Origin of the sequence: Anaerocolumna sp. AGMB13020, assembly GCF_033100115.1 — a bacterium.
In the GTDB taxonomy this organism is placed as follows: Bacteria; Bacillota; Clostridia; order Lachnospirales; family Lachnospiraceae; genus Anaerocolumna.
The window spans coordinates 3,859,033-3,874,447 of record NZ_CP136910.1 but is presented as its reverse complement, the minus strand read 5'-3'; the positions used below and the strand labels follow the sequence as shown (position 1 = coordinate 3,874,447).

Here is a 15,415-nt window from a genome sequence, read left to right as displayed (position 1 = left end):
TAAATATTGACCTATGTATTATCTAAAAGCAGACATAACGGCACCAGTTAATTTTATATCTGCAGGACACTTTACTGCAGATGCCCGTTGGATACATTCTCAACGGATAATTTCAGACTATGAAATCATTATAAATCTGAAAAGCCCAATTTATATCCAACAGGAAGAAACAAAATATACTTTAGATTCTGGTGATTCTCTGCTCCTGCTGCCAGGGCTTACCCATAAAGGCTTTCACTATTCAGAAAAGGGCACCTCTTTTTATTGGTTTCATTTCTCCTTTAACAGTAAGGCCGAACTACTGGATTCTGCCAAAGCAGAGGCAATGATATCACTGATTAACAACAACAGCTTCTTTGAAGGATTGGGTAACATCTGCCTGCTGCCTGCTGTATTCAGAGCAGATAACCCGGACAGGTTAACCATTCTTTTTCATCAGCTGCTGCATTTATCAGCCTCTGCCTATTACTCCAGACTCGCCATCCATTATCAGCTGACCTCCCTGCTAATAGAGCTGACGCAGGAAAATATCACACAGTTAAAGCCACAGCAGACTGCCTCTCTTCCTGCGGATAAACTGCCAAAAATCCTGGAATGGATTCGTGTTCATATCCTGCAGGACATATCCTTGCAGGATGTCTCCCATGAGTTTAATTATTCCAGAGAATACCTTGCCAGGTACTTTAAGAAGCACATGGGCATGAGCATGCAGCAGTATATCTATAACCTCAAGCTTGCAAAAGCAAAAGAACTCCTGTGTGATTCCGATAAAAATATCAGAGAAATCGCAGAAGTTCTGGGCTTTAAAGATGAAAAATACTTTATGAAGCTGTTTAAGAGGATGGAAGGCACCACCCCCAAGCAATACCGTAATGCTTATAATAGGACGCACATGAATAACATTTGATCCGTCTTATCTATCCAACTTTGATAATACTTAGGTGATTATCTACATCCACTCTGGTATTGAATAAACTTCCACCTCCCTCATTTAAATAGAATGAAACGGATCCCCTGAAGCTACAAAGGTGACCGGTATCTCATTCTTTAAAAGTTTTTTCAGCCAAACCGGATAGTGTTTCATTCCCGGTTCTTCACTGCTAAAGTGCCCTACCTGTATTGCAGCCTTGTTTTTTCCAAGAAAAGATGCATCCCGGATATAGGAGGCGATTGTCCAATCCACCAATTCACCTGCCACTAATACATCTGCCTTATATTTTATAAAAAGCGTCGTAAGGATATCATCTAATGGTAAGTATCCACCACCGGCAAACAGTATCCTTGATACGACTGCTTCCTTTTCCCCTATTACTCTTGTAGTCTTAAGATTCAGCCTGCTCTTTAGATGTTCGCAGAGATTTTCTACAGTTGTCTCAGGAATTTCATATACCAGTGGTGCTTTACTGTCAGGCGTATATGCTACACAATAATCTTCCCACCCTAATTCCAGCATGACTGAATGAAAAATCAGGTCTGGGTTATTAGCATGAATATGGTCATGATCTCTCCATATAGTAATATGATGTTCCTTTAATAAGCTGCATTTTTCCTCGTAAACAGGATCTCCTGACAAGTAATCGGTATTGTCTTCATGGATATAAAAGGTAGGCTCATGGGTAATGATTAGATTAAAACCTAGTTCAATCGTCTTTCTAATCACTTCCACCGTTGCACAGCAGGTAGTTACTATTCCTTTTACTTCTTGCTCAGTACTTCCAAATACAACGCTATCTACCGTATCCTTAGCAACCGGTGGATAATTGGCTTCAATTCTTTCAATAACTTCCCTTATAGTCATATTTCGCTCCTATCTGCATACTTTTCTGATTCTCTGCTTATAAGAATTCAACAATGTCTTCTATTACTTTAACCATATCTTCAAGTTCCATAGAAGGTGCTTGTCCTTTACCTTCGGTCTGCTCTTTCATATAAGGAACATGTATAAAACCAGCCTTCATCCCCTTATATTCCTGTTCTGCCAGCCTGAGAGCAGTGTACATTACATGATTACATACATAAGTACCGGCAGTATTCGATATGCGGGTTACCGTTCTTTTATCTTCTAAATGCTTCATCAGTTCTCTGATGGGAAGGGTAGAAAAATAAGCTGCCGGGCCCTCTTCGCAGATACTGGCATCCACCGGCTGGTAACCACTGTTGTCCGGAATCCTTGCGTCATTTACATTAATTGCTACTCTTTCAAAGGTGATACACTCTCTGCCACCAGCTTCTCCCAAGGAAATCACCACCTCCGGCTTTCGCATGTGAATGGCTTCCTCCAGTCTCTCTTTAGCGCCTTTGAATTCAACTGGCAGCTTTACTGTATCTACTGTATTTCCTGCGTAAGATTTCTTAAGTCTCTTTATTATCTCTTCTGATGGATTTATGGTTTCCCCGTTAAAAGCTTCAAAACCGGTAACTAATATTTTCATGTTTCGTTCTCCTCATTTGTAGTTTGATCTGTGTTTACTATAGTACCGTTTATATCTTTCATCCATAATTTATACCTATAAGGTAAATCTTAGTTCCTCAAAATGTGCCTGATATAACTTAGAACGAAATACTGCACTGCCATCAAATTTACGATACTCACCATATTTATAAAACTGTAGTCCACACTTTTCCATAACTTTTCCGGAGGCTTCATTATCAATGGCATGGTTCGAACTGAAGTCTCTTGCGCCATGGCAATCATAAGCATATTTTATCATAGCTTTGGCTGCCTCTGTTGTAAGCCCCTGATTCCAGTAATCATACCGGATATTGTAACCAAAATCCCAAAAACCTTTGTTAAGACCTATATCTCCGCTGCCAATAAGCACACCGTTCTCTTTTAATACAAAACCAAAGTGAAAATTATCCTCTTCTTTCAGACTATCCAGCCAATCTCTAACATCAGAAATACTTGTATATGTAGTATAAGGCATATATTTTGTAACTCGTTCATCACTAAGCCACAGATAAGCAGTCTCTGCATCGTCTGCTGTAAGTGGTCTTAATATAAGCCTCTTTGTTTGCAAAACCGGTTCATTCATATATTACCCCCTTTGATATTACACATAAATCCGAATATTTCCACCTTCAATTGGCATCCTTTCATTAAATTATCTTTCATACTCTATCGTTATTCTCTACAAAGAATACTTACTTATAGTTAAATAGTATAGATAGAATCAAAGGCCAGTTTTAGGTTTCTGTCAGTTCAATTTTAACTTTATTCACTATTTATTATTCTAAATCTAATATTTTTCTTGCTTTTACATATAAATTTTCTGTCAAAGAGCAAAAAAGAGGATGTGCGTAGGGATAGGTCCAATTATCAGGTAATTCGGCAAATAACTGTATTTCCTCCACTTCAAATTCAGGTAATGTTCCGAGCTTCTTAATTTCTGCATAATAAATTTGTCCGTATATTTCCATATCACTTTGTAGCAATCCATCATTTCCTTTAACACCATAGAAACCTACAGGTTTTAGTATAAATTCACAGGCACCCGTTTCTTCCCAAAGTTCCCTTTTTGCTGCCTCATAGGCAGTCTCTCCTGCTTCAATATGACCTCCTGGACACTCCCAGTTCTCCCGTTCTTTCACTCTGCAAAGAACCCAATTCTCTTCATAACGGGCAACTATGTCTACAAAGCATAGATTAGTTTCTTTCACCAAAACATCATACAATTTAAATTCAACCATGAACTACCTCAAACTCTTTTTAATATCTTACTGAAATCATCAGTAGCATCTTTTATGATGCATAACTCTTTTCTCTCAATCATATTATATATCCTCATCTGATACCACCTGTCACTTACTCCAAGTTTCTTTTTGGCTAAGATTTCATTTATCAGATGTGCCATAGTAAATTCTTCTTCCGGTATTAAAGCTTTTAAGAACCCATCGTAAAAATCTTCTGGTACACTATTTAACGTACCGTTTACCACGGCTCGAAGAGGAGCATTCTCCTTCTTTAATTGCAGCCATTCATTGCTAATTTCCTTAAGCTGCCATTTCGGTATTTCCTTTTCATGAGGCAGAAAATAATAGAAAAACCCAACATCTACTTCACTCCAGCTTGAGTAGGTCATTACATTCTTCTTACTAAGACTTAGATACTTCGGTAACTTAACTGCTGTTATCTTACAATTATATCTCTCAAGAATTGAGATTGCGCTATAATATCCACAGGCTGAATACGGTGCATCACTCCACCATATCCGGATATCCCCGCCATTTTGCGCATAGTCAAGGAGACGTTTATAATCTTTAATTGCATCTTTACCCTCCGCCTCAAGTCCTTGTTTTAATGACTCCTGAAAGGACTCCTCCATTCCTGGTGGTGCAGGGATTGTCCGTGTATTTAAGAAGCTCAGAAGCTTTTTCCTCTTATCGTCCAGGATTTCTCCTGAGATATCTCCTATATCTAATTGAAAAGGGAGACTGATCACATCCTGAGAACTGCCCCCCAGTGCCTTTCCCATTTTTCTTTTTTCAGCTTCGTTTCTCAGAAAACTTTTCATACTCTTTTTTGTGGTATCTCCAAATATAGCGATGGCTGAAACACCACCTAGAACATTGGTAGAATTATAATGCATTGCTAATTTCATGGCGCCTTTTACACTATTATTAAAAACGATTTCCAGCATATGTTCTCCTTCAGAACTTTTAACAGACATTTTCTCTTGATAACTCATAAACATCGATCAATATATTATTTTTGTTTATTCCTAGATAATAGCAGATATATTATTCCTATGCTTGTGATACCAAGACACAATAACATGACAAAATCAAAGGCCCCAATGTCAGATATAAGTATACTGACAGGTCCATCAGCACTGCCGATAGCTCCATTTGTTTTTCTTATTCCATTCTCAATCAGGCGAATGACCAAATGCAATACTCCTGTTAATAGTATGAAAGAACCTGCAAGAATTGTAATAATTAAAACAATTTTTTTTCTTAACCCAATACCTATCTCCATAAGTTATCCCCTCTATTATTCCCTTTTCAGGTTTAAAATTAGATACTTATAACCATACAACCAGTCGTTATATGCTCATCCTTTCACGCCACCTTACGGAAAACCATTGCTTTCATATAATTACCGAGATACCTTATTATAAAAAGGACCTGGCTGCTTGAATTGTATAATACATTCTTTTCCATTATAGCACACCCCATTTATGCTTACATCCTTTATATTATTAATCATCATTCTTATTGCAGACTATCGCAATATAACAAAACACTTTGCTTTTTCAGCAAAGTGCCTCGTTATTTCTCAACTATTCTTATTGTACCAATTCAAATCATGCTTTTGTATAAGTTATGCCACCTTCACATTCCACGTTCCCCAGAATTGTTTCACAATGGATATCTCCCTGGCATTCTACACCTCCGTGGATGTTGCTGCACTTTAAATCCCCCTCACATTCCACATTATTTGCGATATCTCCGCAGCTTATAGTACCACCGCTCTCCGCATAACTGCTTATATTGCCGCAGCTTATATCGTTTTCACATTCCACATAACTGCCGACATCTCCGCAGTTTACTCCTCCTCCACATTCTAAATAACCACCAATATTGCCGCAGTTAACCGATCCCTCGCACTCAACATATCCCCCGATATTACCGCAATTTACAGTGCCACTGCTCTCCGCATAACCGTATATATTACCGCAGCATACTGCACCTTCACATTCTACATAACCGCTTACCGATCCATCAATGTTTGCATTACCCCATATTTCAAAATTAAGCACCTGTTCTTTTATTAATTCATCGGGTATCCTAAGGTAGATATATTCCTCTCTGTTCCAACGTCTCGCATCCATCATACGGTTCCCCTGGAATTGAAGGATACGCAGAATATTGTCATCTGGCAATTCTTCTGCTATCATTTCCTTTATCTGTATATCCCCATAAAACAAATAATCGATGGATACCCCAAAAAATTGTGCAATTCTTGGCAATTGCAGGATATCTGGAAGTGAACCTCCCGTCTCCCATTTGGATACTGCCTGTACACTAATGTCAAGTGCTGATGCCAATACCTCCTGGGTAATACCCTTTTCTTTTCTTAAAGAAATAATCATATTCCTTACGTTTTCCTGAAACTCCATATATCCTCCCGTCTGTACTTTACCTAACACGTTTTTTTCTGTACACCTTTATATTACATTTATCTTTTTACAGCTGTATATCTGATGAAGAAAGCTTTCTTTGTACCCCAGTATATAGAATTCATCCCAAGACTACAATAAACTTATGCTTGAATTTTATTCAACTAACAGTTGATATGGAAAAAGGGCTTGATTACATCTGAATATAGATGTCTCAAACCCTCTTTCTTCACGTATTGTTTGTATCACAATTCGAAATATTCCTGTTTAACCATACTTAATGCTTGCAACAGAATTTATGAACTCCTGTTGCTGCGTTAAAGACAAGTGAATTATTGTCTCGCTCCTGTATGTGTACAAAAATTATTACAGTCAGTCCAGAATTATCAAATTGTTAATCGAATTTCTGGCACTCAAACATTTGGTTTCAGAATATCACCAGTATTATTTCTTCAAAGTATACACATACTCAGTTTCAACTGCTACCTGATGAATATCACAGGCAATTCCATTCCTGAACACTGGCCATTTTTCCAGATAGCGTTCAGCATTTTCTTCTAATGCCTCTATTTCAATCTGCAGTTTCTCCGGGAATCCGTAGCGCTTCAATCCGATTTCCCAGGTCTGTCCGGTATAGTACCAGTCGTCAACCCAATCACCGTCAATATAGAGCTTTGCAGTATCTCCTCCAAAATCAACTTGCAGGAAACAGTCTGCTGCTCCCATTGGATAATCAAGTGTAAATTCATATACCTTGGTCTTACTGCCTGCTTCTTCTTTCAGGAGTTTATATTCTACTGCAGCAGAAGGTTGTTTCGTAAGGCTTTCATAGACCGCAAAACCTTCTTCTTCACCTGAATACTGGTAGCCGGAAGGTGCCGCTGGTAGCGCAGGATATGCTCTTAACTGGTCACTGTTTCGACTCAGGATTACGTATCCGTTTTCCGATTCCACTACCTCTCCTTTTGTAAGCAGAAGATATTCCTTATCCAGGGTTATTTTCCAGGAGTTAAGAGCATCTTCTCTGGTAATAGTAAGAATCTCCGCTTTCGCAGGCTTACGCACCCAGTCGTATGCAGGAGCGGTATCTGTATAGAAAACATAACTTTCTTTCTCACTGTTATGTAATATACATAAAGGTGTCGCCATAGCTGATTTCAGCTCTCCATCTCCCACCGGCATATAAAAGGGCAGGAAGAAGAAGTCTTCATTCACAATATCACGCACCGGATAACGAAGAATCCCTTCACCGGTATCTGCCTCAAGTATCGTAGCTTTATGCTCTGCCATTACATATCTTCTTTGATAGTTACTAACAAACAAATAACCACTTTTTCCGTTTCTTCGTACGGATGTCCTTAAATCTTTAAAATTTGTCTGGAATAAGGGATTACTCTTAGGAAGATAGGTTTCCATCTCACATAAAGCAGCTCCAAAATCCTTTATGAACATGGCAAGCAGCTTGATTTCCTTTAAAGTACCGGACATCTGCCCGTATTCTCTTATAGGAGCTGAGAAATCATAGCTGTAAACCGGAAGGTCATTGGGATATCCGGTTTCTCTGGATTCCTGAAGAGTGGTAACTTTCCCTTTGGGATTTGTTCCGCCATGATACATATAATATCCCAGAAGATTAACACCACAGCCAAGCTTAACCATGGACATTGCTCCGATATCCTTAGGATGTGCTACCGGTCTCCTATGATGCGTAACCTGCATTCCTCCGCCTAATTCCGCTGTAAGGAAAGGAAACCGGGAGATATCAAAGGTTATACCCGTTCCAAATCCATAATCGCTGCCAATATTATGATCGTTTCGTTCTGTCGTAAATACATAGTTTCCACTGGGTTCGATTTCCGTAAGCCGCTGATCCCAGGGTGCTTCACAATATCCACCCATTACCGGAAGCAAACCTCCCGTAACAGCTCCACCCCAGCCCGTTGCTGTGTAGTAAGGCACCTTAAGTCCCACTTCTTTTGCAATAGCGGTAAGGCGTCTCATGTGTTCCTCTCCTGCCTCACCTTGTAAACCGCCACAATGACCGTATTCATTCTCTATCTGTATCCCGATAATCGGACCGTCATCCTGATATAGAAGTCCTTTAACCTGTTCCGCTAATTTTGCATAATAACGACTTACTTCAGAAAAGTATTCTTCGTTGTTGGTACGCAGTTCAAAGGGTTTCTTAAGAAGCCAGTCTGGCATTCCTCCGTTTCTTGCCTCTCCATGGCACCAGGGTCCGATTCTTAAGAATAATGACAGTCCGGTCTCTTTTACCATTTCTACAAAAGCTCTTAAATCCCTCTGTCCGGTAAAATCATATTCTCCCTCTACTTCTTCGTGATGAAGCCAGAATGCGTAGGTCGATACGGTTTCAACCCCTCCCGCTTTCATTTTGTAAAGGGACTCCTTCCAGTACTTTCTTGGATAACGGCTATAATGAAATTCTCCCATAATCGGAAACCAGGGATTACCGTCCTTCGTCATATACTTAGAAGTAAATCCATACTCAATTTTACTCATTTTTCTTACCTTGCATACCTCAGGCTGTCCTGCGGTACCGCCACTGTAATATAGGCTGAAGGAATCATAATCGTGGCATCCTTTCTGTAGTCATATTTTCCTTCAACCCTAATCCTATTTCATCTGCATTTTTCTTAGCTTCAGCTTTCGTATTTTTCCAAATACCGGAGGCGATACCATTTTCATACCAAGCTTTACACTGTCTTTCTCTATCTTAATATCAGGCAGCTCATAGGTTACCCAATTTTCATCCGTCGGATATATAACCAGTTCCTTATCATTACAACCTGTCTCTCCGGCATATAGCCTTACGTCTACACCTGTCGTATTCGTTCCTCTGTATTCTACCGACAGACTATAGTTACCAGGCGTCAGCCCTTCCACCTTTCTTTCCAGCTTCCAGTTGAAATTTACAGGGCTTTCCACATAAATATAATTGGAAGGCGGAGCCGGAAAAGGCTCATCAAATTCCTGCAACAGTTCCACTTTGACCCGGCTGTCCTCACACTTTATCTCCCAGCCCCGAAGTCCGTCTTCAAAGTCTGCATTTCCTATGTAATTATGACTGGTTTGAAAATATTCCACAACTTGTATATCTGCTTCCACTGTTTTTCCAATTGAGTCCATATTACCCCTAATTCTAAAATCCCCTGTCTGGTCTGCGTAAAACTTCTCCCATGCGACTTTCACTTCATTACTCTCACCATCATAATACAGCACCTTGATACTCTCCGGTAACTTTACCTCTTCACCAAGCTTATGAAGTATTTTCTCCGGTTCATATATTTTAGCAATTTCCTTCTGTCTGAAATCCTCTCTGATAAAGCGAAAACTGCCAAGGGCAGGCAACGCTACTCCCTTCTCATTAAACACTCCCATATTGCTCCACCAGCCACCTTTCCCTTCAACAGGCAGTACCACCGGTTCCCAATAATATATGCCAAGCCCCATCTCATGTTCCAATGAGGCGGTTATATTCATCACCAAATCCAATACTTGTTTCTGTCCCCAGGGACTTGCAGGAAAACCAGCGATTCTCTCCTGCTGTTCTCCAAAGAATCCATCCCCTGCATTTCTCCAGGCATGGGCTGTTTCAGCAACCACAATGGGTTTTCCATAACGTTTAACCAGCTTTACAAGGGAATCTTTAAGATCCGTAAAGCTTCCATGCCAGAAAGGATAATAAGACACACCGATAATATCAAAATGCTCAAGTCCCTCAGCCATTACGGCATCAAACCACTCTTGCAGATAATAATATCTGCCTCCCTGGTCTAAATGAATCACAATTTTTATTTCCTTGTTTATTTCTCTGACAGCCCGTATTCCGGAATTCACCAGCAGAGCCAGCTGTCTGTAATTTGGTACTTCTCCTTCCGGAAATAACATTCCGCTTCTGATTTCGTTACCTATCTGAACCATATCCGGCAGTACCCCTTCTTCCTGCATTTTAAGAAGTACATTTCTGGTATACTCATATACTGCCTGTACCAGTTCATGAAATCCAAGCTTCTCCCAGGTCTTAGGTTTAACTTGTTTTCCCGGATCTGCCCACCAGTCGGAATAATGGAAATCCAGAAAAAAACTCATTCCATTCTGTTTTATCTGTTTCGCCATTGCAATGGTCTGTTCCAGGCTGCAGTAACCCCCAGACTCAGGTACATTTTCAGGTTCATTCCAGAGACGAAGGCGAATGGAATTCACTCCATTTTCTTGTAATAATTTTAAAACTTCTATCCTATTTCCCTCTTCATCATAAAATTTCGCTTCAAGTTCCTTTAGCTCCGGCAAAAAAGAGATATCCATTCCTTTTATAAAGTCCATAACCAGTCCCTCTCTAATGATACTTACTCTTATATTTTTGTGTCAGCTTTCCTGAACTTAAGTTACTCTGAGAAATTGATGCTGTTATTGCCTTCCATAGTATAAATGGGGACTGAGCAATTACAGTCCCCATTATACTTTTAGCAAATCCTTAATTAATTGCCGGCTGCATAGCTTTCAGCCTGTTTCTTGATTTCATCATAAACTGATTGTATTCCTGCATTATCAAGTTGTTTTCGAAGTTCAGCGATGGCAGCATCCACATCTCCGGCCATACCCAATACCAGAGGGGTATAGTACTGGTCTAAGACCGTTTCAACAGCCGCAGCCTGTGAACTTACATTTGCATTATTAAAGGTAAATCCATCGTAAATGTGCTCTGGTTTGATATTTGCATTCCAGGAATCTTTAATAGCCTTAACTTTATTATCTACCTCATCAGGATTTGCTTTGTATTCTAAACGCTTGATGGTCATGTTCACCCATCCCCAGTTACAGTTTGCATCTACACCATAATTAGACTCTGCATCAAGTACACTGTACTGGTTATCCGCTTCTGCTTTCCAGTGAGTTCCTTCAATACCTAAAGAAGTAAGGTCCTGAATTTCAGGATTAGTATAGAACTCATTTAATACCATCATGGCACGTTCTTTGTTCTTACTGGTTGCATTGATTGCCATACCATTGTTTATGTAAGCATTAACTGCTTTGGCAACACTGGGTGAAGTATCGAAAATCTGTGCTTTCCATTCAGGATGTTCTTTATTGGCCTGGTCTACATAAGTCTCAGTAGTACCGATATTCCAGATTAAAGAGGCAGAGGTTCCGCTTAAGAAACCGTCCTGTCTTTCCTCTGTAGTTGCCAGGGAATCCGCAGACCAATAACCTTTGTCATATAAATCTTTGGCTAACTTACAGTAATCCGTAAAACCAGCCCAGTCAAGTGCATAAGTAATCGTTTTATCCTCAGGATTTACCGTATTGTAAAGGAACAATTCCTTGGTGGAAGTACCGCTTACTGTATCCATTCCTTTATCCAGCAGGTACTGGTAATATAATCCACCTGCCTGGGTGCCTAAAGGTGATACAGAAGGTTCACCTGCCGCAACCTTTCCGTAGAACTCCAGCAGCTGGTCAAAGCTTGTTATATCATTGTAGCCATACTTCTGAAGTAAATCTCCGCGAAGCCCCACTACGTTGTTACCAAATTCATTCTGATAATTGGGTACCATATAGATGCTGTCATCTATTGTTGCCTGGCTCCAGGCTACTTCAGGAACAACCTTCATGATATCCGGTGCATAAGTACTTATAAAGTCTTTTGTAAGCGCATAGAAACCGCCCATGGCTACTGTATTCTCATAATGTCCCCAGCCGGCTGCCGTAAAGATCAGATCAAAATCCTCACCGCCTGAGAATAACAGAGAATACTTCTTATCATGTTCGCTCCAGGAAAGGAATTCTACTTCTACTGTAGCATTTAGCTTTTCCTGTAACCTCTTATTGATTTCTGCATATACCTTATCAAAGTCCGCTGTCCTGTCACCTAACAGGTACATCTTTAATGTAACCGGCTTGGAAATATCCACCCCGTTAAATGTCTTCTCTGCCGCATCTTTCCCGCCTGTTTCTGTTCCTTTGCCTGTACCCACTGCATTACCATTCTTACCACAGCCCGCAAAGAGTGCTGTAATTAAAGTCAGTATCATGATAAGGGATAAAACTCTTTTTTTCATAGTAATCCTCCTCTGCATTAATAAGTTTCTTGTATACCTTCTATATAAATCCAAAACGGATCTATATTATCCTTTTACCGCTCCGATGGTAATACCCTGAACAAAATATCTCTGTACAAAAGGGTATAATAAAATAATCGGTCCGGTTACTACTACTGTCAGTGCCATCTTTAAGGACTGCGTAGGCATTGACATTGCAGATACCGCTGCCGTACTGCCGCCGCCCATTGATTCCACCAGCCGCTTATAGGCCTCTATATTATTAACCTGCTCGTATAAAAAGTATTGCAAGGGCTGCATTTCATCCTTCCCGATATAGAGCATGGCATTATACCAGTCATTCCAATAGGCCAGTGCGATAAAAAGACCTACCGTGGCCATAGCGGGCTTAAGCAGTGGCATTACAACCTTTACCATGGTACCAAATTCCCCGCAGCCATCTATCTTCGCGGCATCTATTAAAGATTCCGGTATCCCCATAATATAGCTTTTCATAATCAGCAGATTGTAGACACTGAACAGCAGGGGCAGCACCAGGGCCAGATAATTATCCTTAAGCCCTAAATACCTGGTCATCAATACGAAATACGGAACCAGACCGCCGTTGAACAAAGTGGTGAAGTAAAAGAAAAAGGAAAATTTATTTCGCCATTCGAACTCTTTTCTGGATAATACATAGGCTGTCATAGTCTGCAGGAATAACCCTGCAACTGTTCCGAAAATCGTAAGAAAAATGGTTACTCCATAAGCTCTTAATATAACACTGGGTTCTTTAAATACTGTACTATACGCCTCTAAGGTAAAGTTCTGCGGCAATAAGGAAAAGCCGTTTAATTTAATTGCTTCTTCCGAAGAGAAGGAAGCTGATATAACCATAATAAACGGTACCAGGCAAAATAACGCAACCACACCATTAATAAAGTAGGAAAGGAAGGCAAGAACTCTAGAATCCAGTCCTCGTTTTATTCTCTTTGCCCTGGCAGTTGTATTTTCATTCATATACTGTCCCTCCTAGAATAAGCTGTAATCTTTGTTGTAAACGCTAACCAGTTTATTTACCAGCAAGATTGTAATAAAACATAATACCGACTGATAGAAACCGGCTGCCGCCGCCATACCGAAATCATTGTTTGCAATTAAGGCTCGGAAGGTCAGGGTGTCTATAACATCTGTATAGTTGTATAAGGTACCGTTTTTACCCACCAGGTTGTAGAACATATCAAAGTTGCCTCTGAAGATTCCGCCTACCGAAAGCAATAAAAGTATGATTACCGTCGGCATCATAAGGGGTATGGTTATCTTAAAGATACGCTGAAAGACATTTGCCCCGTCAATGGAAGCCGCCTCATAGATAGAAGTATCGATTCCCATAATAGCCGCAAGATACATTACCGAGCCGTAGCCCACGCTCTTCCAGGCATTGAATAAGATCAGGATGAATGGCCATAACGCACCGGTTGTATAAAAATTAATTTTCCCCAAACCGAGCTTTGTAAGTATTCCATTGATAAAGCCATAGTCATAGCTTAAAAGGTTAAATGCGATTACGGATACGATTACCCAGGAAATAAAGTAAGGCAGAAACATAACTGACTGGGATATCTTACGAAAATGTTTGTTTTTCATTTCCGTCAACAGTATGGCTACTGTCATCTGAAGCACCGTATTAAACGCAATGAACATCAGGTTGTACAACACCGTATTCTTTGTTACCAGGAAGGCTTGTCCTGATTTAAAGAAAAATTCAAAATTTTTCAGTCCGTTCCAGGGGCTGTTGAAAATCCCTCCTGCGTAAGTATACTTCTTAAAGGCCATGACAATCCCTGCCATAGGGATATAACTAAATACCAGAGTATAGATTACCGCCGGAAGTATCATCAACAAAAATACCCTGTATTTCTTCAGCTTATGCAAAAACCCGTTCTTATTCACAACTTATGTACCTCCAGTCCTTGTCTGACTCTTACTGCGTTGAACGCCTTAAGTGGATTTCGTAATCCAGTATAGTCTTATGTGTACTTGTGTCCCCGTTTATAATTTCAATCAGACGTTTGCCTGCAATTGTACCCAACCCCTTCACATCAATTCCAACAGCAGTTACAGGCGGATTATTGGTCTCTAAATGCATGCTGTCATAAAAAGAAGCCACTTTTATATCTCCCGGAACTGATAGCCCCTCCTCCCGCAATAAGGATAATACCCTTGTGCAGATTACATCATCAGTGCATACAATGCATTCCACCTGACGTTTTAAGATGTTGCGCACGGCTTGTTCTATAAACACCGGACTGTCACAGTCCGTAAATACCAGTTCCTGTTCTATTGGCACCTGCCGGGCTCTTAGAGCATTAAAATATCCTTCACAGCGGTACTTGTTAACCATATGTTTTTTATCTCCGGCTATGAGGGCAACCTTCTTCACTCCATCTGCCAGCAGTAAGGAAACAAGCTTTTCACAGGCCTCCATATGATTGTTATCAATCTGTACGATGGTATCGTCAGCACTGGAACCCACCAGTACAAACGGGATGCCTTTCTGTTTTAAGTACTCTGTTGCAATATCATTCATAAAATTTCGGGTCAGGATCATTCCGTCTATCTTATGATGATCAACAATTCTCTTTAAAAGGTTGATATCCGTCTCTTTCACAGTGGTCACTACCACATCATAATCCATTGCTGCTGCCACTTCACACACGCCTAAAAGACAGACCTGAAAGAAAGGGGTACTGCTCAAATTGGCATCAGCCGGAAAAGCTACTCCGATATTATAGGTTTTGGAATTTGCTAGGCCTTTTGCTATGGCGCTGGGCCTATAATTATATTTCTCGATACATTCGGTAACCCGTTGTATGGTCTCCTTTCCAATCCTCCCTTTTCCTGATATGGCGCGGGATACCGTGGTTTTTGAGACTCCTAGTTCTGCTGCAATATCGGCAATGGTTAATTTACTGCCGGATAATAAGTTTCTATTTGCTTTCTCATCTTGATTTTGAAATGACATTTGTCCCTCCCCGATATAATTTGCTCAATCGGTTGTTCTGTTTTTATTATATCATTATTTACCCTTAATTCAATTGTCACATTTATATATTTTATGCTTATTTTTTTATGCAATATACACAGTTTTATCTCCATTTAAGCGCAATTTATGTTGCGCAATTACTTTTTCTTATAGTTATTACTGCTATAACTTCTGGAAATTACTTT

The 15,415-nt window shown here is 40.1% G+C and carries 14 protein-coding genes; 1 reads left to right on the top strand and 13 read right to left on the bottom strand.

The window, feature by feature from the left end; genetic code table 11:
• Positions 1–13: 13 nt before the first annotated feature.
• Entirely contained in the window at positions 14–907 is an 894-nt protein-coding gene (locus tag R2R35_RS16040; protein ID WP_317730843.1) for a helix-turn-helix transcriptional regulator, read from the top strand.
• Between the two features lie 84 nt (positions 908–991).
• Here the strand turns inward: R2R35_RS16040 and R2R35_RS16035 are convergent, their stop codons facing one another.
• From R2R35_RS16035 to R2R35_RS15975, 13 genes are all read right to left on the bottom strand, one after another.
• Positions 992–1,798, bottom strand: coding sequence for a Nif3-like dinuclear metal center hexameric protein (locus R2R35_RS16035; RefSeq protein WP_317730842.1), 807 nt, complete (start codon positions 1,796–1,798; stop codon positions 992–994).
• Between the two features lie 37 nt (positions 1,799–1,835).
• Positions 1,836–2,432 (bottom strand): pyroglutamyl-peptidase I, encoded by a 597-nt coding sequence (pcp, locus tag R2R35_RS16030; protein WP_317730841.1) that lies wholly within the window; start codon positions 2,430–2,432, stop codon positions 1,836–1,838.
• A 75-nt stretch (positions 2,433–2,507) separates the two neighbouring features.
• Complete coding sequence (locus R2R35_RS16025; protein ID WP_317730840.1) at positions 2,508–3,035, bottom strand: GNAT family N-acetyltransferase; 528 nt, start codon at positions 3,033–3,035, stop codon at positions 2,508–2,510.
• A gap of 193 nt (positions 3,036–3,228) precedes the next feature.
• Positions 3,229–3,690, bottom strand: coding sequence for an NUDIX hydrolase (locus R2R35_RS16020; protein ID WP_317730839.1), 462 nt, complete (start codon positions 3,688–3,690; stop codon positions 3,229–3,231).
• 8 nt (positions 3,691–3,698) lie between these two features.
• Entirely contained in the window at positions 3,699–4,640 is a 942-nt protein-coding gene (locus tag R2R35_RS16015) for a DUF3658 domain-containing protein (RefSeq protein WP_317730838.1), read from the bottom strand.
• A 65-nt stretch (positions 4,641–4,705) separates the two neighbouring features.
• Positions 4,706–4,978, bottom strand: coding sequence for a hypothetical protein (locus R2R35_RS16010; protein ID WP_317730837.1), 273 nt, complete (start codon positions 4,976–4,978; stop codon positions 4,706–4,708).
• A gap of 328 nt (positions 4,979–5,306) precedes the next feature.
• The gene (locus R2R35_RS16005; RefSeq protein ID WP_317730836.1) at positions 5,307–6,122 is read right to left on the bottom strand and encodes a helix-turn-helix transcriptional regulator; all 816 of its coding nucleotides are present in this window, start codon (positions 6,120–6,122) and stop codon (positions 5,307–5,309) included.
• 444 nt (positions 6,123–6,566) lie between these two features.
• Complete coding sequence (locus R2R35_RS16000) at positions 6,567–8,645, bottom strand: beta-galactosidase (protein WP_317730835.1); 2,079 nt, start codon at positions 8,643–8,645, stop codon at positions 6,567–6,569.
• A gap of 114 nt (positions 8,646–8,759) precedes the next feature.
• Positions 8,760–10,469, bottom strand: coding sequence for a glycosyl hydrolase 53 family protein (locus R2R35_RS15995; RefSeq protein WP_317730834.1), 1,710 nt, complete (start codon positions 10,467–10,469; stop codon positions 8,760–8,762).
• A gap of 155 nt (positions 10,470–10,624) precedes the next feature.
• Positions 10,625–12,205, bottom strand: coding sequence for a DUF3502 domain-containing protein (locus R2R35_RS15990; RefSeq protein ID WP_317730833.1), 1,581 nt, complete (start codon positions 12,203–12,205; stop codon positions 10,625–10,627).
• A 66-nt stretch (positions 12,206–12,271) separates the two neighbouring features.
• On the bottom strand, positions 12,272–13,204 hold the full coding sequence (locus R2R35_RS15985; protein ID WP_317730832.1) for a carbohydrate ABC transporter permease: 933 nt from the start codon (positions 13,202–13,204) through the stop codon (positions 12,272–12,274).
• 12 nt (positions 13,205–13,216) lie between these two features.
• Positions 13,217–14,137, bottom strand: coding sequence for an ABC transporter permease (locus R2R35_RS15980; RefSeq protein ID WP_317730831.1), 921 nt, complete (start codon positions 14,135–14,137; stop codon positions 13,217–13,219).
• A gap of 31 nt (positions 14,138–14,168) precedes the next feature.
• The gene (locus R2R35_RS15975) at positions 14,169–15,209 is read right to left on the bottom strand and encodes a LacI family DNA-binding transcriptional regulator (RefSeq protein WP_317730830.1); all 1,041 of its coding nucleotides are present in this window, start codon (positions 15,207–15,209) and stop codon (positions 14,169–14,171) included.
• Positions 15,210–15,415 lie beyond the last annotated feature (206 nt).

Bases quoted from the DNA above. Each gene is read 5' to 3' on its own strand.
- R2R35_RS16040 (WP_317730843.1), top strand. From the start codon at position 14: ATGTATTATCTAAAAGCAGACATAACGGCACCAGTTAATTTTATATCT.
- R2R35_RS16035 (WP_317730842.1), bottom strand. From the start codon at position 1,798: ATGACTATAAGGGAAGTTATTGAAAGAATTGAAGCCAATTATCCACCG.
- pcp (WP_317730841.1), bottom strand. From the start codon at position 2,432: ATGAAAATATTAGTTACCGGTTTTGAAGCTTTTAACGGGGAAACCATA.
- R2R35_RS16025 (WP_317730840.1), bottom strand. From the start codon at position 3,035: ATGAATGAACCGGTTTTGCAAACAAAGAGGCTTATATTAAGACCACTT.
- R2R35_RS16020 (WP_317730839.1), bottom strand. From the start codon at position 3,690: ATGGTTGAATTTAAATTGTATGATGTTTTGGTGAAAGAAACTAATCTA.
- R2R35_RS16015 (WP_317730838.1), bottom strand. From the start codon at position 4,640: ATGCTGGAAATCGTTTTTAATAATAGTGTAAAAGGCGCCATGAAATTA.
- R2R35_RS16010 (WP_317730837.1), bottom strand. From the start codon at position 4,978: ATGGAGATAGGTATTGGGTTAAGAAAAAAAATTGTTTTAATTATTACA.
- R2R35_RS16005 (WP_317730836.1), bottom strand. From the start codon at position 6,122: ATGGAGTTTCAGGAAAACGTAAGGAATATGATTATTTCTTTAAGAAAA.
- R2R35_RS16000 (WP_317730835.1), bottom strand. From the start codon at position 8,645: ATGAGTAAAATTGAGTATGGATTTACTTCTAAGTATATGACGAAGGAC.
- R2R35_RS15995 (WP_317730834.1), bottom strand. From the start codon at position 10,469: ATGGACTTTATAAAAGGAATGGATATCTCTTTTTTGCCGGAGCTAAAG.
- R2R35_RS15990 (WP_317730833.1), bottom strand. From the start codon at position 12,205: ATGAAAAAAAGAGTTTTATCCCTTATCATGATACTGACTTTAATTACA.
- R2R35_RS15985 (WP_317730832.1), bottom strand. From the start codon at position 13,204: ATGAATGAAAATACAACTGCCAGGGCAAAGAGAATAAAACGAGGACTG.
- R2R35_RS15975 (WP_317730830.1), bottom strand. From the start codon at position 15,209: ATGTCATTTCAAAATCAAGATGAGAAAGCAAATAGAAACTTATTATCC.